Below are 22478 nucleotides of genomic sequence, written 5' to 3' on the forward strand. Positions count from 1 at the left end.
TCCGGCATAGGCGTTTCCTTGGAGACCGGGGCAGTGTCAGCTCAGAGCTTGGTCTTCAAGTTGTTGGAAGGTTCGACCCGTAGCTGTCTTCCATGCGATTCTGCCGTTGATGCTGCCGCCCAAAATTACTGCACCGGCGGTGCTGGGACTGTTGAAGAGCTGGTCCTTGAGGAAGACGAAGTCATTGCCGCGAACTTCGACAACGCCTTGCTCAATAAGGTCACCGCGGCGGCGTAGGAGGGATGCTGAAAGAGAAGGCCGGGCGGTTACGTTGCCGACAGATCCGGCTAGAACCAAGAGGCCTTCGGTCGTCGGCCTTGCTCTGGCTTCGGTTCCGCCCTCTCTGAAGACCAGGGTCCCGGCACCATCGCTGGTGCCCGGCAGCGGTACCGCCTTCAGCGGCTCCAGGATTGGATAACCCAGAGTCGTCAGGAGGATTGAGATGGTTTCCAAGTACTCTCGGCAGTCGGATTCCAGGGGTGCCGGGGTGTGGGGATTCGAGGCATCGTTGCCGTTGTGCAATTCATAGCGGGCAGCTTCGGTTGCCCGCTTGATGGCCTGCCATTCCATGTATCCGGTGTGAGTGTTGGTCCAGGCGTTTGTCAGGGACACTGCGACCAGTGCATGGTCCCAGAAGTCCTTTTTATCGGAGTGTTGTTTCAGCCTGTCTCCGATGGCGCCGCTCTGTCCGATGTAGCAGGAAGGACGGCCTGATGACGAGGAACCGAACAGGAAGTAGACGCCCACCTGCTTGGATTCGGGCATGTCCCTGAATTCCCGAAGCAGCGGGCGGGGAACTTCGAAGACGCGAACGGTCCGTGTGGTGATTTCGGCCATTCGGATACCGGCGGGGTCACCCTGCGGCAGGTATATCTGAATGGTTTGGGGGAGTGCCGTGTTCCGAAGCATGCATCGATCCTTCCACAGCGGAGGTTAGGACTGGGCCATGAGGTGCACGAAACTTGACGATCTTCGGTGAGTTCACGGTAGAGGTTTTGTCGGTGAGTAGCCGGCGCTAACGCCAGCGGAAGGATTCCAGCGCGCGAAGCAGGGTAGCGGAGTCGGCCTTCAGATGATCAACCGGGCGGGCCGGCGGGTCATGGCGCCGATACCAATCAGATGGCTCGGCCCTTGCCTGGCCATGAATATGTAATAAATCCACACCATAATGTCAGTTATGTTGTGGGCGTTGAAGTCAGGGGCGGCTCGACGCAGAATCAAACGGTCGACCAAACTTCAGAACACGTTCTGAGTTACTGCTGTTACATGAGCGCACCAGGCAGTTCCCGAAAGACGTTTCAGTCTTCTGAACTGAGCCGTGCTTCAGCTGAAGTTTTTGCTGCCGCGGCGGACCACCCTGTTTGGATGACCCGCCGCGACGGCGAGTCCTGGGTGCTGATGTCCGAGAGCGCAGATAAGGCACGCGCATCACTGCTGGAATTAGCGGCACAGCTTGTCGCTCACAATCAGCACCGATGGAACGCTGGCTGGTCGCATGAGCGATCGCTTCCCGTGGATGCTGGCACTGAGCTCAGCTGATCAGGATGCCTGTGCGAAGGCTGTCCTGGCGTCCGCGCGCGCGTCTTTCGCCACCATGCAACCCATCTGGCCATTGCAGAACTCACGGCCTGGCGCGAGACTGCGACGGCCATCGCCGCCGGTCTCGGAAAGGCGTATGTTGAATGGCTTGAGGACGCTGAAACCATCGAGCGCCCTTGGAGCATGGCGACAAGCAATAGGGTGAACGAACACGATCCGCAGTAGGGGCCGCCTCGGCGGAGCTGAGCTCTGATTTATGCGCGTGGCATTCTGCGCTTGCGGGAGGTCTGCCGGGCAACTCATCGTCCAGATGATTGCTGTTTCAGCCGGGCCTGGCGGGAGGAATCTCTTGACAAGCAAAAAGCCACGCTCGACCGTGCTCAGCTGGATCTACAGAAGATGAACACACAGCCCTTGCAGGCGTTCCTTGAGGGCCGTGACATGACGCTTTCGCCTCATATCGGATCAGAGGTGCATTTGGGCGCAATCTTCGTAGAAGGAAGAGCCGGCCCACATTGGACTGGGCCCTACCCGTTAGCCGTCGCCTATGTTTAGCGCCCGGAAGGTGACCTTCGTTTCTCGGTAGCGCCGTTCATGGTCGCGCCAGGCCACGGTCAGGCTGGCGGATGAGTTGGGGAGCGCCGAAGTTAGGGAAAACGGTTCGTGCTGCTTGGGGGACATTTTGTCCCAGTACACAGGCCCATCCAACTCAAAATCGTCCTGGTCGGATGTGATTGACACCTTGCTGGCGACAGTTATGCCGGTATTCACAAGACTGTACACATTGGGGGAGTAACTCGGTTCGATACGCCAGAGACCACGCTTTTCAGCGCGTTGCAGGCCGCTGTTTGCGCTGTAAGCACGGAGCGGCCGTTGCGGCGCTGCAATCGACGAGTCTGGTTCTGCCTTTGCCGGGGGGCTAGGCACCTTTTTGGGTGCTTCCAGTCTCTTCCGGATGAAGTACCAGAGGACGACGCTCACGCCGCCCAAAACGGCTAGGAAAATGCCCTGCCCGAACGTTTCTGTCGTTAGGAACTTCCAGATGTCGCCAGACATCCCCACGATGCCGTTCCAGCAGTTGCCAATATCCACGTCCCGACAATAGCTGATGACAAGGTATGGTTCGCCATCGCGCCGCCGTTGGTTCGGAAGTTTGCGTCCAGGCCCGAATGGCCCACCGGGCTGGACGACCCTCCGGATCCCCTCTACGGCCTGTGGTATCTGGGCGAGATTTTCCAACGGAATCCTCGCACCCACTCCCCGCTCGGCCCTAAGCAGGACCCAGGACAGCACCAGCTACGGCGCATCCGTCACCAACGAGCTCGCGCACGGACTGGCCCGGTGTGGGATACGCATCCCTCAAGAGGCTCGCGTACAGGATTGATGCCCACAGCCGGGTCGGCCTGGATCAGGTTGCCGTACAACCTGCTCATGCCTAGCGCGTGCGCCGTCGGGCATTGGCCTGAGTCAGTCCTGCCGCGCTCCCTGGATCATGGCCAGCAGCCCTCCGGGGCAACTTCTGGATGAGCACGACCTTCCCGGAGCTCGGGGGATCCTGCTCCACCTCGAAAGGCACCTGTGCCAGAGTGTGCAAGGCCGCCGTGTCCTGGCACAGCGAATGCTCCCAGACGCAGCGGGCACTCAGCACGAAGGCGGCCATCCTCTCCAGATGGCGGCCCTCCAGCTCCTCAGGGCTAGGCCGGGCCATCAGGCCTGCTCCTCGGTAATATGGCGTCCGGCTGGCCCCAGAGCGCGCTCAACCGCTCAGGAACGACCCCGACGGTCAGTGCCTCCTTGGGCAGCGAGACCAGGCCCAGTTTCTGGGCAACATTCACCAGCACCAGCGTCGTCATGGTGAGCCAGACCGCGTTGGCAACCGTGGAGACGGCCGCCCGGTAGCGTTCAGTGATCCCGACGCGGGCGGCCTTGGCCTGGCTTTCTCGCTTGGCGTGCACCAGGTCACCGTAGAACCAGCTTTCCGCCATGGTGCTGTCCGTCAGGGGCGGGGAATCCTTGGGGTCGACCGGGCCTACCAGCATCAGGCTGTAGCCGAGTGGTTTCCCGTCCTTGGGCATGATCTTTTGCCATTCACCTCGGAGGTTCTTCACATCTGCCATCAGGCCTGCGTGCTCGTGGACAAAGTACTCCAGAGCCTTCAAGACCTTGCCCCAGTGCACGTCGTCTTGGTTGAGCAGGACGGGTCGGACCAGGGCCGCAGCCGATTCGACCATCTCTTGGGGCGGCAGCGCCTTAATCTCCGTGACGGTGCCGTCAGGATGCGCACTGATCATGCCGCCGATCATGTACTTCAGGGCACATAGGGCATCCTGGTCCTGGGTGAGGGAATGGGTCTGGATGCGGCGGGCGCGCTGTACGAACGCCACCAGCGTGGCGGTTTTGCCGGCGGCGATCTCGTCGGGGGAGAGGGCGGCCATCAGCGCTGCTCCCCGGCAGCGTAGACGGCTGGCCGGCCCCAGAGCGCGCCTACCCGCTCATCGACCACGACTTCGGTGGTTAGGACATCATCCGGCAGATCCACCAGGCCCCGGTCCCGGGCCTGGCGCACCAGGTTCAGGGTCGCCACCGTGAGCATGACCGCGCCGGCAACCATGACGGCAGCGGCCCGGTAGCGTTCGGTGATCCCGGCATGGACGGCCTCGGCTTGGCGTTCCGGATCCGCATGCACCACGTCGCCGTAGAACCAACTGGCCGCCATGATGCTGTCCGGCAGGGTTTGGGAGACCTCAGACGGGCCCGAGCCGGCGACGATCAGGCTGTACCCTCGCACCGACCCGTCCCGGGGCATGAGCTTCCGCCATTCCCCCCGCAGTACCTTCACCTTTGCCATCAGATCGGCGTCGTCCTGAACGAAGTAGCCCAGCGCGGCCAGGGTCTTTCCCCAGTGCACCGGGTCGCCGTCGAGCAGGACGGGCCGGACCCGGGCGGCGGCCGACTCGACCAGCTCCTCCGGCGGCAGGACGTGGACGAGTTCGGCGGTGCCGTCCGCGTGCCGGTGCAGGCTGATGACTATGTGCGCCAGGGCGGCCAGGGCGTCCTTGTCCCGATTCAGTGAGTGGGCCTCGACGCGGCGGGCACGCAGTACGAACTTGGACAGGTTGGAGGCATGGCGGGCGGACAGCTCAGGGAAGGCTGGGTTGACTGTGACCATGCCTTCCAGCATAGGGACCACCGGGGCCGTTGCCCGAGCGTGTCCGCCCGGTATCGTCCAGAACCCGATGTTCACCGGCGTGCGCACATTCACGCTTGAACCCCACGGCGACAGGCCCTCACCGACTTCGTCGACGCCGTCGAGGAACGCGCCGAAATCCTGGACGCACACTTCAACCCGGGAGATGAGGGACGCCGGAATTCTCGTCTTCCAGGTGCCAGACACGGGTTGCCGGGACCACTTTGTCTACCGGGCATAAGCGGCAATATAGGTCGTCGGGTTGGGGTCGCGTTTGTGCGTCACAGGGTGACTAAGCGAAGAGCTGACCGTCCGGAGTTGTAGCCATAGTAGGGAGCTCACCGCGGGCGATCGCATAGAAATACAACTGCGCACGCAGTTCTCGTTTCTGCGGTTTCGATAGCTCGCGGAAGTCGACGAAGCAATGCCCTGGTGCTCTCTTCTGCCCGTCGTCGAGCGAACACTGCGAGTCGTCGACGACGTAACGACCCGAATCGATTACCTCGCCGACGGTGATGCCCCACACTCCGAGTGAAGGGCTCTTAGCATTCTGCGTGTGCCAGTCTCGGGAATCCTGGGCCGTTACCACGGTCGAGCGGGAGTAGGACGGCATGTCCCGGTCGGCGGTGCTGGGCCCGAACGCCGTGGTTGCGATCAGGTCGCCGTCAAACATGTGCTGGGTCACCTGCCTAAACACGACTTCACTTTCGGAACTCATTAACTGCTCACCGTCGCCGAGCTCAACGTGTGTAGCCGTCATGCTTTCTCCGCCTCGATAAAAGCGATGGCCTGGGTCAGGTCGGCACTCTCCGAGTGCTCGCTTACTCGCTCAGCACGCTGCAGTGAGAACATCTCAAAGGTGCCGTCCGCCGTGATCTCAACACTTCTAACTCTGTCTGAGTTTGCCCATTCGATGAGCACGCCGCCTTCCGGGTTCGGGAAGACGCCCGGTCGCTCGACGTTGGCCCCTTCCGCAGCTCTGAGGAGCATCTGAGCTGCATCCAATGCCACGAAGGAAACCTGGTCTCCTTCACCGTCATCCCAGCCGGTCCGAAGCGAAGCGAACTCCGTCAGCCTCGCACCCCACGGTGTGTTGTCGAATTCCACCCTCTCGATTGAGTTGGCGTCCCTGAATCGGAACGGCTTACCAGCTTTGTGCTGAAGCATGCCCGAAATACGGGTCAACGGCCCCTCCGCAGTTGAGTTGACCAACTTACGGAAGTCCTCAAGGAGATCGGGGTTCTGGCGGTACCAGCCGTGAATCTTGGTTCCGTCAGCGAGCACGAGCACGAATTTCATGTCGTCTGCATCCAGCACCGTGACCCGACCAACCAGGCTTTCATCGAAGGATTGCAACCCCTCCGTCGTCGGAGTGAGGTCGGGCGAGAGGAGGAAGTTCTCGATCGGCAACAATTGCTCGATCGCGTGCTCTCGTGTTTCGATCGTAATGGTGACTGGCGGTGAATCCGGAGAGGCTGTGTAGACCTCGATGCTCTGTCCATGGGTGAGGGTGATACCGAGCTGCGAGACTGCCTCACGCAGCTCCCGGTCAAGGTCGGTCGATTGGTCCGGAAGCGCTCCTGGCGACGAGACGTCTGAGTATGCAGCCGCGATAATAGTGTCGACGGCCTCCTGGGCCTCGACCTGATACTGCGCGTACACGGCATGCTGCTCGAAGAGCATGAACACATCAGCGCTGCCCTCGTCGATGCGCTCAATCGCGAGACTCACAGATTTGTCAAGGTCCGAGGGGAGTTCCTCGCCCGGGTGCTCACGACGCCACTCGGCCCTCGCCGCAATCCGGACGACCTCTTGGTACTTCTGAAGTTCGACGAGCGAGTCGATCGGGAGGTGACCACCTTTGAAGCGGGCACCCGTAAGCCGGAGGCGTTTGCCTCCTGATTCCCCCTCATGATCCATGCGCTCATACTAGCGGCTGAAAGTCGCCAGGTTTTCGCAGACAAACGGGGACCGGGCTGTTTGGGTGGCCTTCAACAGGCGGCTCGGCTCCGCCGTAATTCGGCCATGCGTTGATGTTCTCCAAGTTTCTGTTACCGCTACGTTACTGCAGAGCAGAAATGGGCAAAGCAAAAGACCCTACTTCCCTTTGTTTACAAGGGAACCAGGGCCTTTTTCATTGGCGGTGACGGTGGGATTTGAACCCACGTTGGCTTTCACCAAACAACATTTCGAGTGTTGCACCTTCGGCCGCTCGGACACGTCACCAACGGCACTACGTTACCGGTTGAGGTGTCCTAGCCCCAAAACGCTAGAGGTCGACGACGTCGTTCTTACCAACGTTGGGCCTGTCGCTCGTAACGGCTGCCTTGGCGATCTTGAACATGTTGACCGCTTTGGGTGCATCGCTGGTCCAGTATTCGGCTGTGTGCGCGTCCACGCGGATAAGAGACACAGTGGGGTCGTCCTTGCCGTTTTCAAACCATGCTGCCACCGAGGAGCTCCACAGTTCGTCGATCTTCGCCCGGTCGTGAACAAGCTCGGCAGAGCCAGCTATGGAGACCCAGCCGTCCTTGCTGTGAACGGCCACGTTGACCTCCGGGTTGCCCCGGATCTCGTCTGCTTTGGGGGAGGGGTCCTGCGTGAAGAACCACAGTTCGCCGTCGAATTCTGTTTCCTGCAGGGCCAACGGCCGGCTGACCAGGTGCCCCTCCGCCGATGTCGTTGTGAGTACTCCAATTTTGGCGTCCTCCAGCAGATCGGCAACTTCCTTGAGCCCGTTGGGCGATGAATCGTTGGCCACTGGCACCACATCCTTACATTGTCGGTACACCTATTGTAAGCGAGCTTCATTCATCCGGTGAAGCCCGGCGCCCCACAAAGAAGTCAGTCAGCAGCCGGGAGCACTCGTCGGCGCGCACGTCTGGGAAAACCTCTACCCAATGATTCAGCCGTGGTTCGCGCAGCACCTCGAACACGGAGCCCGCAGCGCCCGCCTTGGGATCCCAGGCCCCAAACACGACCCGCGGCACGCGCGCGAGCACAATAGCCCCGGCACACATGGCACACGGCTCCAGCGTCACCAACAGCGTGCAGCCCTCCAGCCGCCAACTTCCCAGCGCCTCCGCGGCTCGTCGGATAGCAACGACCTCGGCGTGCGCCGTCGGATCATGGGTAGCTTCACGTTCGTTGCGGCCCGTCCCCAAGATCACCCCATCGGTTCCGACGACGACGGCGCCAATCGGCACGTCCCCGGAGTCCAGTGCACGTTCGGCCGCCGACAGAGCGAAGCCCATCCAGCGTTCGTGATCCTGACCTCGGCGACTCATAACCTCAATGGTACTTTTGACCTATGCGCGTACTGGTTGTTGACCATCCCCTTGTTGCCCATAAGCTCACAGTCCTCCGGGACAAAGACACATCGTCGCCGGTGTTCCGGCTATTGACGGAGGAACTGGTCACGCTTCTGGCGTACGAGGCAACCCGCAATGTCCGGGTGGAAAGTGTCCGCGTGACCACGCCCGTCACGGCAACTGACGGCATCGGGTTATTGAAGCCGACGCCGCTGGTCGTTCCGATTCTGCGTGCAGGTCTTGGAATGCTGGAGGGCATGACACGGCTGGTCCCGACGGCGGAGGTCGGGTTCCTGGGGATGGAACGCAACGAGGAGACGCTCGAGGCCATTACCTATGCGGAGCGGCTGCCCGATGACCTAACGGGCCGGCAGGTGTTTGTGCTGGACCCGATGCTCGCCACGGGCGGCACGCTGCGGGAAGCAATCAAGTTCCTTTTCCAGCGTGGAGCCGACGACGTCACGTGCATCTGCCTGCTGGCGGCCCCTGAGGGTCTCAAGGCACTCGAGGAAGAGCTGGACGGGCAGAACGTCACGATCGTCCTGGCCTCCATCGACGAGAAGCTCAACGAGAACGCCTACATTGTGCCTGGTCTAGGCGACGCCGGCGACCGCCTGTATGGCGTCGTCCACTAGGCGTTTGGCGCCCAAAACCCCCGCGATAGCGGAGCGGATCGATGATGTGATGCACATTACGTTGCGAATAGTTAACCGTTCCGTGTAATAATTCTTTATGTGAACACCAACTCGACAGCATCTGCAGCCGCAGCGACTCTGATCAGCCACATGGCCGATTCGATCATGTGCTGTTTTCGAATGCATGCCTGAAGCACCACCCTCAGCTTCTCGGTAATTTTTAACGGGCCCAACGGCGGGCACACCCGCTTCATCGCGATTCGGCTTACCCTTAGCATTCGAGCCGCGATGACGGCCATTCACATTGAGGTTTCAAAAATGTCAGTTGCATCCGGATACGTCCACATCTCCCTCCGCCCACAGCGACGCGATAATTCGCCGAGCTTTCAGCACTCTCGTTCCGCGGAGGCTTACTCCGAGGGACAGGGTTACCGGCAGCTTCATGCGGTTCCGCCCTATGGAGACACCGCCCATCCGGAAACAGCACCCACTCCCGTGATCACGCCCAACGGCGTCCCAGGCCCCCAGCCGGTCAGCAGTGACACTGCGGCCCGCGGTTTTGTGGTCTACGTCGGTCTCGACGAAGAAGCGGCGACGGCCAATGGGACCACGCTGACCAAGCTCGCGCAGAATATCCGCGCCTATGTTCAGGAACTGGTACCCGGCGCTCAGAGCCATGCCGCCGTCGCCCTTGCTCCTGCTGGCGCGCAGGGCGCAGATATCGACGTCGTCAGGCGGGCACTGGGCGATCCCACGGCCAATCGTCGGCCACGCGCCGAAGCGCGAAACCATGCCTCGGGGCAACGCGCTACCGGCGTACTGATTGATCTGGCCCGCCGGGAAGTTCAACTCGATGGCGACATCCTGAACCTGACCTTCAAAGAGTTCGAACTGCTGAACTACCTGGTGGAGAACGGCACCCGCACGGTGAGCCGTGAGGAGCTTCTGGAGTCCCTCTGGAAGAACGCTGAGGAAGTCCCGAACGTCAGGACCATTGATGTTCACATTCGGCGTCTGCGCGCAAAGTTGTCGAGGCTGGCGAATACCGTTCGCACCGTGCGCGGTCAGGGGTACCGTTTCTACGAGCACCCCGAAGTCGTCGTCTGGGCAGCTCCTGAATACTCCATCTAGAGTCCGTACTTCTCCAGCAGTCGTAGCCATACTTCGCTGATCGTGGGATAGGCAGGCACCGCGTGCCACAGCCGTTCCAGAGGCACCTCTCCCACGATCGCGATGGTTGCGGAGTGCAAGAGCTCGGAAACTCCGGGACCGGCGAACAACATGCCGAGCAGCACCTTCCGGTCCTCGTCCACCACCATCTGCGCCCAGCCCTTGTAATCATCGGCAAAGAGAGCCGATCCGGCGACGGCGATGTCCAGTGACGTCTCCGAAACGTTCAGTCCGGCGTCCTGCGCTTGTTGGAGGGTCATGCCGACCATGGCGATCTCGGGGTCTGTGAACACCACTTGCGGGACAGCGTGATGGTCCGCCGTCGCGCAGTATGTGCTCCAGGGCTCTGGACTGTCTCCCACCTTTCCGTTGACTCGTCCGGCGATGGCGTCTGCTGTGGCGCGCGCTTCGTACTTCCCCTGATGGGTCAGTAGGACCTTGCCGGCTGCGTCCCCAACCGCGTAGAGCCAGTCATTCACGCGCCCGGTGTCATCGGGATCGAGGTTCTTGATGTCCAGCCCCAGCTCTTCCAGACCGAGGTCTGCCAGCGCAGGATGCCGGCCGGTAGAGACGAGGAGCTTCTCGACTTTCAGGGTGGAGCCGTCCGGCATGGTCAGCTCGACGCCGTCGTCGGTCGCTGAAACGCCGGAGGCTTCCGTCTGTAGCAGAAGATCGACTCCGTCCTGCTCCAATGCTTTGGCCACGAGCCGGCGGGCAGGTTCCGGGTAGGTTTCCAGCAGATCTCCGCGAACCAACATGGTCACCTGAGAGCCCAGCCGCGCGAACGCCTGCGCCAACTCAGTACCCGCAACCCCTCCGCCGATCACGGCAAGACTCTGGGGAACCTCCTGCGCGCTGGTGGCCTCCCGCGTACCCCAGTACTCCACGGAATCCAGCCCCTTGATAGGTGGCTGGGTAGGGGTAGAACCGGTTGCAAGTACGACGGCGACCCGTGCCGTGAGCGTGGATGTCCCGCCGTCGTCGTGCCTGACTTCTACCGTGCGGGGCGCACTCAAACGCGCTTTTCCGCGCATGAGCTGGATTCCGGCGTCGGCCACCCACTTCTCCTGCGAAGAATCATCCCAGTTGGAAGTGAAAGAATTGCGGCGCTCCAGGACAGCGTTAGCGTCTAGCCCTCCGGCGACCGCTTCCCTCGATCCTGCAACCGACCGAGCCGCTTTCAGGGCAGTGCCCGGGCGAAGCAGTGCTTTCGACGGCATGCACGCCCAATAGGAGCACTCGCCGCCGATGAGCGCGGACTCCACGAGGGTGGCGCTCAAGCCGGCCTCGACCACGCGCCCGGCAACATTTTCACCGACAGCACCGGCACCGATCACAATGACATCTGTTGCTTCGTTTTCAGTCATGGTCCGAGCCTGACACTCGACAGCTCGTGTGACAAGTGTTGAGGCTGACGTTCACTAGACTCAAAGGATGAGCAATCACCACGTCAAACGCCTCATGCTGCTGCGGCATGCCACAGCTTCCTGGCCACTCGACGTCGGCGAGCACAACCGTCCACTCACGGGGCAGGGCCATCGGGAAGCGCCCTGGGCGGGTCACTGGATGGTGGATCATCACGCCGAACCCGACTTCATTCTCTGCTCTTCGGCTCTACGGGCGCGGCAAACGTGCACGTGGGTGTGCCAGGAGTTGCAGGACAAAGCTCCCACAGCAAAATTGGAGCGAGGTCTCTACTTGGCGTCCAGTGTCGACATGCTCACGCTGATCAACCATGTCCCGGAAACTGTCACGAGCCTCCTGGTTATCGGCCACATGCCCGGCATCCAGGAGTTGGCCATGCGGTTGGCCTCTAAATCATCAGACGAAGAGTCCGTCATGGAACTCGCCACAGAGTACAAACCGGCCGGGCTGACCGTGCTGACGCATTCGGGTACGTGGGCGGAACTCGACGGGCGGGATGCCGACGTCACACATTTCGTGTCCGCCCAAGAGCGCGATCCTGCCGCTTGAGGAGGGGACCAGTGGAACCGGTGCCGCAACCGCGACACCGGCCCCGCCGTGCTGGCATGAGCCAGTCCGCGGACGGAACGGGGTCCGGAGCGCCAGGCTCCACGGGCAAGTACGGGGGTGTGATCGACGAACAGAACGATCATCCTCATCCGCGACTCCCGCGGCTGGGCGCCGCCAAAATCGATCCAATGCGTGAATAGATAATAAGCCACGCATCGCGGATCTGGGAGCATAGTTTAAACAAGAAACCCCGTCACCGAGTGGTGACGGGGTCAATGTGCGCCCGACAGGATTCGAACCTACAACCTTCTGATCCGTAGTCAGATGCTCTATCCGTTGAGCTACGGGCGCATTATGAAGTCTGGCGAACCAAGCTTCTTGTGGCCGATTGGCCGTAGATAACACTAGCCGGTTTGAGATGTCATTGCTAATTCGCATCAGGCTGTTCTGAAAAAATCTAGACCGGTCTAGGTGACCTTAATCACACCGCACGGATCAGAAACTCCTGAAACTCCACGGAAAGACGCGATTCACCTGCTTTAACGTGTCGTGCAGTTGTGACCCTACCGGCAAACGGAAGGTGAACGGGCCATAGCATCGAAATCACACCTGTCACCCTACGAAGGGAAATTCCATGGCCAATCAGCCGAGCCAGCTAATCCGCGATGATGCTGCACAGTCTGCCGTCGAAACGCGGATGGAAGCACCTACGACGCATGCTGCGCTGTTGTCTTGGGTGAAAGAGGTTGCTGAGCTGGTTAAGCCTGATCGTATCTATTGGGTGGACGGGTCCGTGGAAGAGAATACGCTGCTGACCGACGAGCTCGTCGAAGCAGGCACGCTGACCCGGTTGGACCCGAAGAAGTTCCCCAATTCGTTCGCAGCATTTTCAGACCCCAAGGATGTTGCCCGGGTAGAAGAGCAGACGTTCATCTGCTCAGAGGAAGAGCGGGACTCCGGTTTCACCAACAACTGGATGGAACCGGCCCAGATGAAAGAGAAGCTCACTGGCCTATTTGACGGCGCCATGCGTGGTCGAACCATGTACGTCATTCCGTTTGTGATGGGCCACCTGGACGCAGAGGATCCCAAGTTCGGCGTTGAGATCACAGACAGCGGCTACGTGGTGGCCTCCATGCGCATCATGGCCAATATTGGCGCCGACGTCCTCCGGAAAATGGAAGAGAACAACGCGTTCTTCGTTCCAGCGCTGCATTCTGTAGGTGCACCGCTTGAAGAAGGACAGAAGGATATCGCGTGGCCCTGTAACGAGGAAAAGTGGATTGTTCACTTCCCCGAGGAACGTTCCATCTGGTCCTACGGGTCCGGTTACGGCGGTAACGCTCTACTGGGCAAGAAGTGCTTTGCTCTGCGCATCGCTTCTGCCATGGCCCGGGACGAGGGATGGCTCGCTGAGCACATGCTCATCCTGAAGCTCACGTCGCCGGAGAATAAGGACTACTACGTTTCGGCAGCATTCCCTTCTGCCTGTGGCAAGACCAACCTCGCCCTGCTTGATCCCACCGTCGAGGGATGGAAGGCCGAGATGCTCGGCGACGACATCACCTGGATGCGGTTCGGCAAAGAAGGCGAACTACGCGCTACCAACCCAGAAGCTGGCCTGTTTGGCGTAGCTCCCGGAACCGGTTGGAGCACCAACCCCAACGCCATGCGTGGCATCGAAAAGGGCAACTCCATCTTCACCAACGTGGCGCTGACGGACGACGGCGGCGTGTGGTGGGAGGGAATGACTGACGAAGCTCCTGCCCACCTGACAGATTGGCGGGGTAACGATTGGACCCCTGAGTCCGGACGCTCCGCGGCCCATCCCAACTCGCGTTTCTGCACGCCGATCGATCAGATCGACATGCTGGCCGAGGAATACTTTTCACCCGAAGGCGTCGAACTGTCCGCGATTCTGTTCGGCGGACGCCGCAAGACCACCATCCCCCTGGTAACGCAGGCCCGCGACTGGACCAGCGGCATCTTCATGGGTTCCACGCTTTCCTCCGAGACCACCGCCGCAGCATCCGGCGCTGTCGGCGTGGTGCGTCGCGACCCCATGGCCATGCTGCCGTTCATCGGATACGACGCCGGCGACTACCTGAAGCACTGGATCACGCTCAGCTCCAAGGCCAATCAGGAGCGTCTGCCAAAGATCTTCCTGGTGAACTGGTTCCGCCGCAATGCCGACAACAGTTTCGCCTGGCCCGGGTTCAGCGAGAATTCACGCGTCCTGAAGTGGGTTGTTCAGCGCATCGAAGGCACCGCAGACGCCGTCGAAACACCCATTGGTCTGGTGCCAACCGGCGATTCCATCGACCTGTCGGGTCTGGATATGACGCCAGAGCAGGTAGATCATGCTGTTCGGGTGGACCCCGATGAGTGGAAGGACGAGCTGCAGGGCATGGAGCAGTGGTACGAGCGATTTGGTGATTCCCTCCCGGCGGAGCTCACCGCTCAGCTTGCCCAGTTGAAGCAGCGCCTGGGCTAGGCCCTCACAGGCAAATACGTGGCGCAGGTGCAGATACGTGGTTTCGAAACCACGCACCTGCACCTGCGCCACGTATTTAGTGGGCGGAGGCCAGGGCGGGAACGGCTACGAGAAGAGCCACATGTCCGGTCCAAAGACCTCGTACTGAATCCTGTCTGCGGGGATCCCCGCCTTCAGAGCCTGAGAGCGCATGCTCTTCATGAACGGCAGCGGGCCGCAGAGGTGCAAGGACGCATCCTGCGGAATATCAAGCCCCTCAAGGGTCATGAATCCCTTGTGGAATCCCTCCAACTCCTGCTCGTACCAGACGTGAAGATCCGCATTGGGCAGCTCGCTGACATGCGAGGTCATCTCCTGGCCGAGCGCCCACATGTCCGGTGTGGACTCGGCATGCAGAACGAGGACCTCTCGCTCGGAGTGGTTAGTGGCCAGCTCGTGCAGCAGAGATGCCGCGGGCGTGCAGCCTATGCCTGCTGATGCCAGAATGATCGGCCCATCGTTATCACCCAGGGTCACCTCGCCGTAGGGGTTGGAAAGTTCGACGACGGTCCCCACCTGCAGCTGATGGACGATGGGGGATACTTCGCCGCCGTCGTCCAGCTTCGTGGTGATAGTCCGGGAGGTTGTGCTGGCGGCGTTGTGGCTCAGCGAGTACTGCCGAACCTGCAGGAGGCCGTCCTTGACGGGCACCCGAAGACTCACGTATTGGCCGGCGCGACCAGGCGTCGCTGGAGTGTCATCGGCCGGTTCCAGCACTAGGGTGACAGCACCGGAGCCTGCGGGACGCTTTTCGGTAATCCGCCACTGAGCCCACGGTTTGTCATTCGCCTGAGCGGCGTAGAGCCCCTTCTCGATTTTGATGAGCGCGTGGGCCATGAGCCAGTAGACCTCCGTCCAAGCGTCGGCAATCTCGGTGGTCAAGGTGTCGCCCAGGTCTTCAGCGATGGCATCGAAGAGGTGCTTGTAGACAATCGGATACTGGTCCGGGACGATCCCCAACGACGTATGCTTGTTTGCGATACGGACCAGCACTGCTTCGGGATACGAGTCAGGGTTTTCTGCCAGCCAGGCTGCGAAGGCGACGATGCTTCCGGCAAGGGCTGATTGCTGCTTTCCGTTGCGCTGGTTGGAGCGGCTGAAGAGGCCGTTCATGAGTTCGGGATGGGCTTCAAAGAGGCGACGGTAGAAGTGCGGGGTGATGCCATCCATGCGTTCGGATATGACGGGAAGGGTTGCTTTGATGACCGGCAGAGACTGAGACGAGAGCATTGCGTGAGGCGCCTTTCGTTTTAGTTGCATTTAACGTGCAACATTTATAACTTAAGTTCTACACGACGTAGAAAACGGGTGCAACTCGGCTAAAGACCCGGTCGAAGGCCAATCGATTCAAAGACCGGCTTCATCTGCTCCTCATGGGGTAGGTCCGCTAGCACAATGCTGTCCAGGGAGGCATAGAAGGCTTCTCGGGCACTGTTGAGCGCGTGACGAAGTCGACAGTTATTGCTGAGCGGACACGCTACTTCTAGCGACTCACAATCCGCCATATCGATGCGTGTATCGAGCTCGCGAAGGAGCCACCCAACGCTGATATTCCTACCCACAGGGCTGAGCTGCACGCCCCCATTGCGACCGCGGTACACGTTGACCACGCCGAGGTCTCGAAGCCTCAGAACGGCCTTGCTGACGTGGTTATACGGGGTGTGCACGCCCGCGGAAATTTCCCGAGTGGTGAATTGCGCACCCGGGGGAGTGGAGGCAATCAACATCACCATTCGCAGACAAAGATCGGCGAATGAGTTGATGCGCATGCATCTAGCTTACGGCGTCGTCACTGCCCCCACACGGTAATGTCCGCAGACTCCCAGATCGGGTCCTTGTAGGACCACTGGCCACCTTCTTCGCCGTAGGGCTGGATCGCGGCGATGGCGACGGACGTGGAATGCTCGGCAACCACGTAAATGGCATCAGAGTTCTCGTCCGGCAGATGAATATCCGAGACAACCGCTGCGGCCCTGTTTTCATTGCGCTGCTGCTTGAGCGCCTCGTAAAGATCCTCGATCATAGAATCGGCGTCGAGATCTTTGCCGTCGTCCTCCGGCGAAACGGCAACCATGCGCACTTCACCGGTGTTATCGACAATCAGAGCCGTGGGCAGGAACGCACCGTGTGTCTCCAGCTGGTCCTGTGCCATGCCCAGCGCGGTCCCCAACAGCTTGTTGAGATCCTCCTGCACCATGGCATCCTGCGTTGCGTCTTCTTCAGTGCTCATGCGTTCTCCTTGGCGGTCTCGCGTACAAGTTCAAGGACGCGATCGCGAATTTTCTCCATGGTGGCCTCGGTCTCGGCTTCGGCGTTCAACCGCAGGAACGGCTCCGTGTTGGAAGCCCGCAGATTGAACCACCATGCTCCGCTGTCTGCGGTGAAGGTGACACCGTCCAGCTCGTCCACGCTCACGCCGTCGACCGTGAATTCAGTGCGGACGCGCTCGATAGCTGCGGGAACATCCTCCACCCGGGAATTGACCTCGCCTGAGGCAAAGTACGGCTCGTACTCGCGGGCCAGATCTGACAGCGGCAGATCCTGCTCAGCCAACGCGGCAAGGACGTGCATAGCGGCAAGCATGCCGGTGTCAGCGTTGTAGAAGTCACGGAAGTAGTAGTGCGCGGAGTGCTCCCCGCCAAACACTGCGCCTTCACTGGCCATCAAGTCCTTGATGAATGAATGGCCCACGCGGGTGCGCACCGGGCGGCCGCCGTCGTGCTTCACTAACTCAGGCACTGCGCGTGAGGTGATCAGGTTGTGGATGATCGCGGGCGTTTCTTCCGGGGCGTGGTTGGTCGAACCAGCCTGTGCACGCCGGATCTCCCGCCGAGCAACCATGGCCGTGATGGCGGACGGGCTGACGGGCTGGCCCTTTTCATCGATGACGAAGCAGCGGTCTGCATCGCCGTCGAACGCCACCCCGATGTCGGCGCCATGCTCGACGACGGCAGCCTGCAGGTCACGTAGATTCTCCGGCTCCAGCGGGTTCGCAGGATGATTTGGGAACGAGCCATCGAGTTCAAAGAACAGCGGCACGATCTCGAGCGGCAGTGCCGGGAGGATCTTGTCGCCCAGGACGGCCGGCGTTGTCATGCCCGCCATACCGTTACCGGCGTCGACCACAACCTTCAGTGGGCGGGATCCTGTGAGGTCAACAAGGGATCGCAGGTACTGCGCGTAGTCGCGCAGTACGTCGCGGACGCTGATCGAGCCGGTTTTGTCGACTGACGGGATGACGCCCTCGGCCAGATAGTGCTCTGCCCGCGCCTGGATTTCTTTGAGCCCAGTTTCTGAAGAAATGGGGATGGCGCCGGCCTTGGCCATTTTGATCCCGTTGTACTGCGCTGGATTGTGGCTGGCCGTGAAGGTGACGCCAGCCATGTTAAAGGAACCGCAGGCGTAGTAGAGCTCGTCGGTAGAGATCAGATCCAACAGCACTACGTCTGCGCCGCGTGCGGTCACGCCAGCTGCGAAGGCCTTGCTGAACTCGGGTGAAGACGGACGCATATCGCCGCCCACCAAAACGGTCTGCCCCGATAGATCGAGGACGTCCACGAACGCGGCGCCCGTGGCCTCAACGGTTTCGCGCGTGATGGTTTCGCCGACGACGCCGCGAACGTCGTAGGCCTTGAAGGACTCGGAGAGATCGACTGTGCTGTTCACGCAGTCGAGTCTAGCCGGACGGCACGATGACACGCTGGTCCACCAGAGTTTTCCACAACGGGCTCTTTCGGCGCCGGGAATGTCGGAGCCGGCTGGAATACTGTGGGGCATGGCTGACACGGAAACCACAACTCTTCATACCGAGGCAACTGCCATCCTGCGCGCGCTCGTGGGGCGGGAAGATGCGCAGTTTCACGAGGGGCAGTTTGAGGCAATCCAGGCACTGGTGGAAGGTGGACGCCGTGCGCTGGTGGTGCAACGGACCGGTTGGGGAAAGTCTGCCGTCTACTTTGTCGCTAGCCTGTTGCTGCGTGCCCGAGGGGCTGGGCCAACACTCATAGTGTCGCCACTCTTGGCGCTCATGCGGGACCAGGTCTCTGCCGCAGAGCGGGCCGGCGTCAGAGCCAGCGCCATTAACTCCGCAAACCAGCTCCAGTGGCAGGAAATCTCTGCGGCACTGGAAGAAGACACCGTGGACGTTCTGCTGGTCTCACCAGAGAGGCTCAACAACCCGGGCTTCCGCGATCAGCACCTGCCGGAACTGATGCGCCGCTCAGGGCTACTCGTCATTGACGAAGCACATTGCATATCGGACTGGGGCCACGATTTCCGTCCGGACTACCGCAGAATCAGAGACCTCGTAACGCAGCTGCCACCCAAGGTGCCTGTTTTGGCCACCACAGCCACCGCCAACTCCCGCGTTGTCGATGACGTCGAGGAACAGCTGGGGGCTGGCGGAGAGGACGTCTTCACCATCCGTGGCCCTCTGGCCAGAAAGTCTCTGCGGCTTGGTGTGCTGCGTCTGCCCAGCCCCAAGAGCCGCCTGGCCTGGCTGCTCACACACATGAATGATCTTCCCGGCAGCGGAATCATCTACACTCTGACGGTGTCTGCCGCGGAGGATACTGCCAGGCTCCTGCGGGAGGCAGGTCACACGGTCCGCGCCTATACCGGCAGAACCGATCCCGCAGACCGTGAACAGCTGGAAGCAGCGCTGAAAGCGAACGAGGTCAAGGCGCTCGTGGCCACCTCAGCTCTCGGCATGGGGTTCGACAAACCGGACCTCGGTTTTGTGGTGCACCTGGGGGCGCCGTCGTCGCCCGTGGCGTATTACCAGCAGGTGGGCCGCGCAGGTCGTGGCACCCCCAACGCAGACGTACTGCTGCTGCCAGGGACAGAAGACAAAGACATTTGGGAGTATTTTGCGACGGCGTCCATGCCCGCTGCGGCGCCGGCCGAGGCCGTCCTGGAGGCCCTGTCCAACGGACAGACACTGTCCTCACCAGCGCTGGAATCCCTGGTCAACCTCAAGCGCTCGCCGATGGAATTGCTCCTGAAAGTTCTTGCCGTGGATGGTGCGGTGCAACGGGTGCAGGGTGGATGGCAAGGCACTGGTAAACCCTGGTCCTACGACCGCGATCGCTACGAACGCATTGCCCGGGCTCGCGTCGCTGAGCAGAACCTGATGCTGGATTACGAGACCACGTCCATGTGCCGCATGGAGTTTCTCGCCAGAACACTAGATGACCAGGATGCCAGCCCCTGCGGACGCTGCGACAACTGTGCGGGCCCTTGGTACTCGGACGTCGTTGCCCGCGATGCCTCAGAAAGCGCCAGCCAGTCCCTTGGTCGTGCCGGAGTGGAGATTGAACCGCGTGGCATGTGGCCCTCGGGCATGGACAAGCTCGGCGTCGCCGTCAAGGGAAAGATCAAACCTGATGTGTCCATGTCCGCCGGGCGCGCCCTTGCACGCCTGACCGATCTCGGCTGGGGCGGCCGGCTCCGCGAAGTTTTCGCAGCCGGCGCAGTCGATGCCGCAGTGGATCCAGCACTGATGAAGGGCTGCGTTCAGGTCTTGGTCCAATGGGGGTGGGAGGAGCGGCCAGTGGCCGTGGTGTCCGTCCCGTCCAGAGGCAGGCCCTTAATGGTCGAATCGCTGGCGCGCGGGCTCTCAGAGATCGGCAGGATCCCCTATCTTGGTGCCCTCAGGCTTGTCGACAGCGGTCCAACCGGCGCCCCCGGTGGAAACAGTGCTTTTCGCCTAGCTTCTGTGTGGGACAGATTCCAAGTTCCTCCCGAGGGCGCAACCTGGTTCAGCGAAAACCCGGGACCGGTCCTCTTGGTCGATGACCAAGCGGACAGCCGGTGGACACTGACCGTGGCCGCGAAGTCGCTGCGTGAAGCCGGGGGGACCTCCGTCCTACCGTTTACGCTCGCGCTGAAGGCCTAGTTGATCGCTCTGTCGCGCTGATCCAGGGCAGGTGGCCCATAGGGATACTCGGTTTGTCCGGGAGCGCTGATCGTTGAGAGCCGCTCGAGCTGCTCCTGCGTGAGGATCAGAGCCGCTGCGCCCAGATTTGCTTCCAACTGGTCAACGGTGCGGGCGCCCAGAATCACCGATGTCACTGCAGGCTGCTGGGAAAGCCAGGCAAGCGCCACTTGCGAAACGGTGGCCTCCAGCTCAGTGGCAATGGACCCCAGCTCGTCCAGAACCTGCCACGTGCGGGCGTCGCTGTTCCGGCTCTGCCACGAGGACTGACCCGCGGCGGAACGCCCGGCGAACCGCGAGTCCTCGCCGGGTTCGGCGTCGCGCGTGTACTTCCCAGTCAGCCAGCCGCCTGCCAAGGGGGACCATGGCAGCAGGCCGATGCCGGCATCGAGCGCTGCCGGAACAATTTCGCTTTCCGTTTCCCTGACCAACAAGCTGTATTGCGGCTGCAAGGTGACCGGTGCGGGCCAGCCGTTGAGCCTGCACTCATACACCGCCTTAGTCAGCTGCCAGCCGGTGAAATTCGAGAACCCGTAGTACGAAATTTTGCCTTGTGCGACGGCGTCGGACAGGTAGCCCAGTGTCTCGGTCAATGGTGTGAGCGGATCCCAGGAATGGCACTGATACAGATCAATATGCTCCACGTTCAGTCGTGCCAACGACTCATCAAGGGAACGCTGCAGGAACCGCCGGGACAACCCTCTGCTGTTCACGTCCGCGCGAGCACCCGTGCCAAACCGAGCTTTCGTGGCAAGGACAATCTCATCAGCCACATCCTGACGTGACGCCAGCCAGCGGCCAACGATCTCCTCGGAAAGACCCGTGGTGTAGATGTCGGCGGTGTCGATGAAGTTCCCGCCCGCCGCCACATAGGCGTCCATCATGGCGAACGACGTTTGCTCATCCGCATCACCGCCGAAAGTCATGGTGCCGAGGGCATACTGTGAAACAGCCGTGCCACTGTGGCCCAGAAGACGCATTTCCATGCTGGCCTCCACGTGTTGTAGGGAACTTCAGCCTAGACTCAACGGCGCTTGCATTGCTGGCGTTGCTGGAATCGGCTTGTTATAGGCCATGAAGCCCAAGAGACATGCTGCAGTGAGCGCAGTGATGAGCTCGCCGCCGATCAATGCCAAGATGACGCTCGGGGCCGTGTAGGTCAGGATGCTCAGCGCAACAAAGGCGAAGGCGGCGAGCGCCGTGAACGCGATGAGGAAACCGGCTGCCCAGCGCAGCCACGTGAAAGCGTCCGCATCAATCATCCGGGTGTGGCTGGACAGGGCAACGAGTCGCCACCCCGCGACGAGCACGGCCTGCAGACAGAGGATGGAGACAACGCTCCAGATGATCGAGGGAACGGCCAAGGGTTCAAACTCGGGGAACGTGGCCACCGTGTTGTCCACGGTGGCGGGGACAACCCACACCTGTACATACAGGGAGAGCAGCAACAGAACGAGAATTGCTGCACGAAGCGCTAACGAGGTTCTTCGGTGCATCATCGCCTCCTACGGCTGACCAGCGTGATCTTGACGAGTACATCATGTAATGGGTGGCAATTCTAGAGTCCGCTACTCTGCAAACCGCAGACGAATTAGACTGGGACTGTGGACACTCTGATTGGTATATTTGTCGGTATTTCAGTTGCTGCGCTTCTTGCGGTGATGCTGATCCTTTTTGGGATCCGGATGAGGCGGAAGCTGATGGCTGCCGGAGAAAACATCACTGTGGAAACCGCGCACCAAGCGGCAACGGGCCTGGATGAAGCCGCCCACCGCGGTATCTATGCCAGCCTTGCGCAGGGAAACCAGGTTCAAGCCGTCGCCCGCTACCGGCAGGCAAAGAAAGCCGGACCCATCGAGGGTGTGCGAGCGGTCGCTGCCCTGGAACGATTCCCCCAGGAATTCCAGGGGCCGCGCCAGCCTGGTCTGGCTGCGACGTCGTCCGTTACGGAAACCCCGTCCGAGCCCGTGGAGGTCCAAGCTGCCGAGATGGAGCCCGCTGACGAAGACGACGCCGCTATCCTGGACATGGACACGTTGCCCAGCCAGGTCCGTGACCAGCTCGATGCGGCCGTACGAGACAGTGATGTCCAGTCTGCAGCCCAGATTCTTAGCCAGCAGTTTGCGCTCTCAGAGACCACCGCAGACACTATTGCGCGTGCCGTCGTCGAGGACCGTCGCGACCACTAGCCCCA

General features: G+C 61.1%; 24 protein-coding genes and 2 tRNA genes. 8 read left to right on the forward strand and 18 right to left on the reverse strand.

Annotated elements, in window-relative coordinates:
• Window positions 1–36: 36 nt before the first annotated feature.
• Window positions 37–909, reverse strand: coding sequence for a GIY-YIG nuclease family protein (locus JOE65_RS04075; RefSeq protein WP_205162036.1), 873 nt, complete (start codon window positions 907–909; stop codon window positions 37–39).
• Window positions 910–1266: 357 nt separating this feature from the next.
• Here JOE65_RS04075 and JOE65_RS15430 point away from each other — a divergent pair, with 357 nt between their 5' ends.
• Window positions 1267–1539 carry a hypothetical protein gene (locus tag JOE65_RS15430; protein ID WP_338021542.1) on the forward strand — a complete coding sequence of 91 codons (273 nt, stop codon included), beginning with the start codon at window positions 1267–1269 and terminating at the stop codon, window positions 1537–1539.
• A 534-nt stretch (window positions 1540–2073) separates the two neighbouring features.
• Here the strand turns inward: JOE65_RS15430 and JOE65_RS04085 are convergent.
• The 9 genes from JOE65_RS04085 to tadA form a co-directional block, all read right to left on the reverse strand.
• Window positions 2074–2631, reverse strand: coding sequence for a hypothetical protein (locus JOE65_RS04085; RefSeq protein WP_205162037.1), 558 nt, complete (start codon window positions 2629–2631; stop codon window positions 2074–2076).
• A 343-nt stretch (window positions 2632–2974) separates the two neighbouring features.
• Window positions 2975–3247 carry a hypothetical protein gene (locus tag JOE65_RS04090; RefSeq protein ID WP_205162038.1) on the reverse strand — a complete coding sequence of 91 codons (273 nt, stop codon included), beginning with the start codon at window positions 3245–3247 and terminating at the stop codon, window positions 2975–2977.
• Window positions 3234–3974, reverse strand: a complete 741-nt coding sequence (locus JOE65_RS04095; RefSeq protein ID WP_205162039.1) for a hypothetical protein — start codon at window positions 3972–3974, stop codon at window positions 3234–3236. Before JOE65_RS04095 ends, JOE65_RS04090 begins: the two co-directional genes overlap by 14 nt.
• Entirely contained in the window at window positions 3974–4933 is a 960-nt protein-coding gene (locus JOE65_RS04100) for a hypothetical protein (RefSeq protein WP_205162040.1), read from the reverse strand. The genes JOE65_RS04095 and JOE65_RS04100 overlap by 1 nt, the downstream gene beginning before the upstream one ends.
• Before the next feature lie 85 nt (window positions 4934–5018).
• Entirely contained in the window at window positions 5019–5486 is a 468-nt protein-coding gene (locus tag JOE65_RS04105) for a hypothetical protein (RefSeq protein ID WP_205162041.1), read from the reverse strand.
• Complete coding sequence (locus JOE65_RS04110) at window positions 5483–6646, reverse strand: hypothetical protein (protein ID WP_205162042.1); 1164 nt, start codon at window positions 6644–6646, stop codon at window positions 5483–5485. The genes JOE65_RS04105 and JOE65_RS04110 overlap by 4 nt, the downstream gene beginning before the upstream one ends.
• Window positions 6647–6864: 218 nt before the next feature.
• Window positions 6865–6952 (reverse strand) — tRNA-Ser (locus tag JOE65_RS04115).
• Between the two features lie 43 nt (window positions 6953–6995).
• On the reverse strand, window positions 6996–7487 hold the full coding sequence (locus JOE65_RS04120; protein WP_205162043.1) for a pyridoxamine 5'-phosphate oxidase family protein: 492 nt from the start codon (window positions 7485–7487) through the stop codon (window positions 6996–6998).
• 46 nt (window positions 7488–7533) lie between these two features.
• Window positions 7534–8013, reverse strand: a complete 480-nt coding sequence (gene tadA, locus JOE65_RS04125) for a tRNA adenosine(34) deaminase TadA (RefSeq protein ID WP_205162044.1) — start codon at window positions 8011–8013, stop codon at window positions 7534–7536.
• 23 nt (window positions 8014–8036) lie between these two features.
• On the opposite strand from tadA, the gene upp reads away from it, so the two are divergent.
• Both upp and JOE65_RS04135 read left to right on the forward strand, forming a co-directional pair.
• Complete coding sequence (upp, locus tag JOE65_RS04130; RefSeq protein WP_205162045.1) at window positions 8037–8672, forward strand: uracil phosphoribosyltransferase; 636 nt, start codon at window positions 8037–8039, stop codon at window positions 8670–8672.
• A 318-nt stretch (window positions 8673–8990) separates the two neighbouring features.
• Complete coding sequence (locus JOE65_RS04135; RefSeq protein ID WP_205162046.1) at window positions 8991–9803, forward strand: winged helix-turn-helix domain-containing protein; 813 nt, start codon at window positions 8991–8993, stop codon at window positions 9801–9803.
• On the opposite strand, the gene JOE65_RS04140 is transcribed toward JOE65_RS04135, so the two are convergent.
• Window positions 9800–11209, reverse strand: coding sequence for a dihydrolipoyl dehydrogenase family protein (locus JOE65_RS04140; RefSeq protein WP_205162047.1), 1410 nt, complete (start codon window positions 11207–11209; stop codon window positions 9800–9802). The two genes, JOE65_RS04135 and JOE65_RS04140, sit on opposite strands and share 4 nt — an antisense overlap.
• Window positions 11210–11276: 67 nt before the next feature.
• Here JOE65_RS04140 and JOE65_RS04145 point away from each other — a divergent pair, with 67 nt between their 5' ends.
• Window positions 11277–11816, forward strand: a complete 540-nt coding sequence (locus JOE65_RS04145; RefSeq protein ID WP_205162048.1) for a SixA phosphatase family protein — start codon at window positions 11277–11279, stop codon at window positions 11814–11816.
• Window positions 11817–11827: 11 nt separating this feature from the next.
• Window positions 11828–12016 (forward strand): hypothetical protein, encoded by a 189-nt coding sequence (locus JOE65_RS04150; protein WP_205162049.1) that lies wholly within the window; start codon window positions 11828–11830, stop codon window positions 12014–12016.
• 78 nt (window positions 12017–12094) lie between these two features.
• Here the strand turns inward: JOE65_RS04150 and JOE65_RS04155 are convergent.
• Window positions 12095–12167, reverse strand: a tRNA-Arg gene (locus JOE65_RS04155).
• 346 nt (window positions 12168–12513) lie between these two features.
• On the opposite strand from JOE65_RS04155, the gene JOE65_RS04160 reads away from it, so the two are divergent.
• Window positions 12514–14310 (forward strand): phosphoenolpyruvate carboxykinase (GTP), encoded by a 1797-nt coding sequence (locus JOE65_RS04160; protein ID WP_239536862.1) that lies wholly within the window; start codon window positions 12514–12516, stop codon window positions 14308–14310.
• A gap of 105 nt (window positions 14311–14415) precedes the next feature.
• Here JOE65_RS04160 and JOE65_RS04165 read toward each other — a convergent pair whose 3' ends face one another.
• The 4 genes from JOE65_RS04165 to JOE65_RS04180 form a co-directional block, all read right to left on the reverse strand.
• A complete protein-coding gene (locus tag JOE65_RS04165; RefSeq protein WP_205162051.1) occupies window positions 14416–15579 on the reverse strand; it encodes a globin domain-containing protein in 1164 nt (387 codons plus the stop codon).
• A gap of 89 nt (window positions 15580–15668) precedes the next feature.
• Window positions 15669–16118, reverse strand: coding sequence for an RrF2 family transcriptional regulator (locus JOE65_RS04170; RefSeq protein ID WP_205162052.1), 450 nt, complete (start codon window positions 16116–16118; stop codon window positions 15669–15671).
• A 20-nt stretch (window positions 16119–16138) separates the two neighbouring features.
• The gene (locus tag JOE65_RS04175; protein WP_205162053.1) at window positions 16139–16579 is read right to left on the reverse strand and encodes a hypothetical protein; all 441 of its coding nucleotides are present in this window, start codon (window positions 16577–16579) and stop codon (window positions 16139–16141) included.
• Window positions 16576–18015: a phosphomannomutase/phosphoglucomutase gene (locus JOE65_RS04180; protein WP_338021543.1), complete on the reverse strand. Its 1440-nt coding sequence runs from the start codon at window positions 18013–18015 to the stop codon at window positions 16576–16578. The genes JOE65_RS04175 and JOE65_RS04180 overlap by 4 nt, the downstream gene beginning before the upstream one ends.
• Window positions 18016–18124: 109 nt before the next feature.
• Here JOE65_RS04180 and JOE65_RS04185 point away from each other — a divergent pair, with 109 nt between their 5' ends.
• Window positions 18125–20245, forward strand: a complete 2121-nt coding sequence (locus JOE65_RS04185; RefSeq protein ID WP_205162055.1) for a RecQ family ATP-dependent DNA helicase — start codon at window positions 18125–18127, stop codon at window positions 20243–20245.
• Here the strand turns inward: JOE65_RS04185 and JOE65_RS04190 are convergent.
• Window positions 20242–21270, reverse strand: coding sequence for an aldo/keto reductase (locus JOE65_RS04190; RefSeq protein WP_205162056.1), 1029 nt, complete (start codon window positions 21268–21270; stop codon window positions 20242–20244). The genes JOE65_RS04185 and JOE65_RS04190 overlap by 4 nt on opposite strands.
• Window positions 21271–21297: 27 nt before the next feature.
• Window positions 21298–21783 carry a DUF2975 domain-containing protein gene (locus JOE65_RS04195; protein ID WP_205162057.1) on the reverse strand — a complete coding sequence of 162 codons (486 nt, stop codon included), beginning with the start codon at window positions 21781–21783 and terminating at the stop codon, window positions 21298–21300.
• Between the two features lie 105 nt (window positions 21784–21888).
• Between JOE65_RS04195 and JOE65_RS04200 the strand changes: the two genes are divergently transcribed.
• Entirely contained in the window at window positions 21889–22473 is a 585-nt protein-coding gene (locus tag JOE65_RS04200) for a hypothetical protein (protein WP_205162058.1), read from the forward strand.
• Window positions 22474–22478 lie beyond the last annotated feature (5 nt).

This window comes from Arthrobacter roseus (genome assembly GCF_016907875.1).
Classification (GTDB): Bacteria; Actinomycetota; Actinomycetes; order Actinomycetales; family Micrococcaceae; genus Arthrobacter_J; species Arthrobacter_J roseus.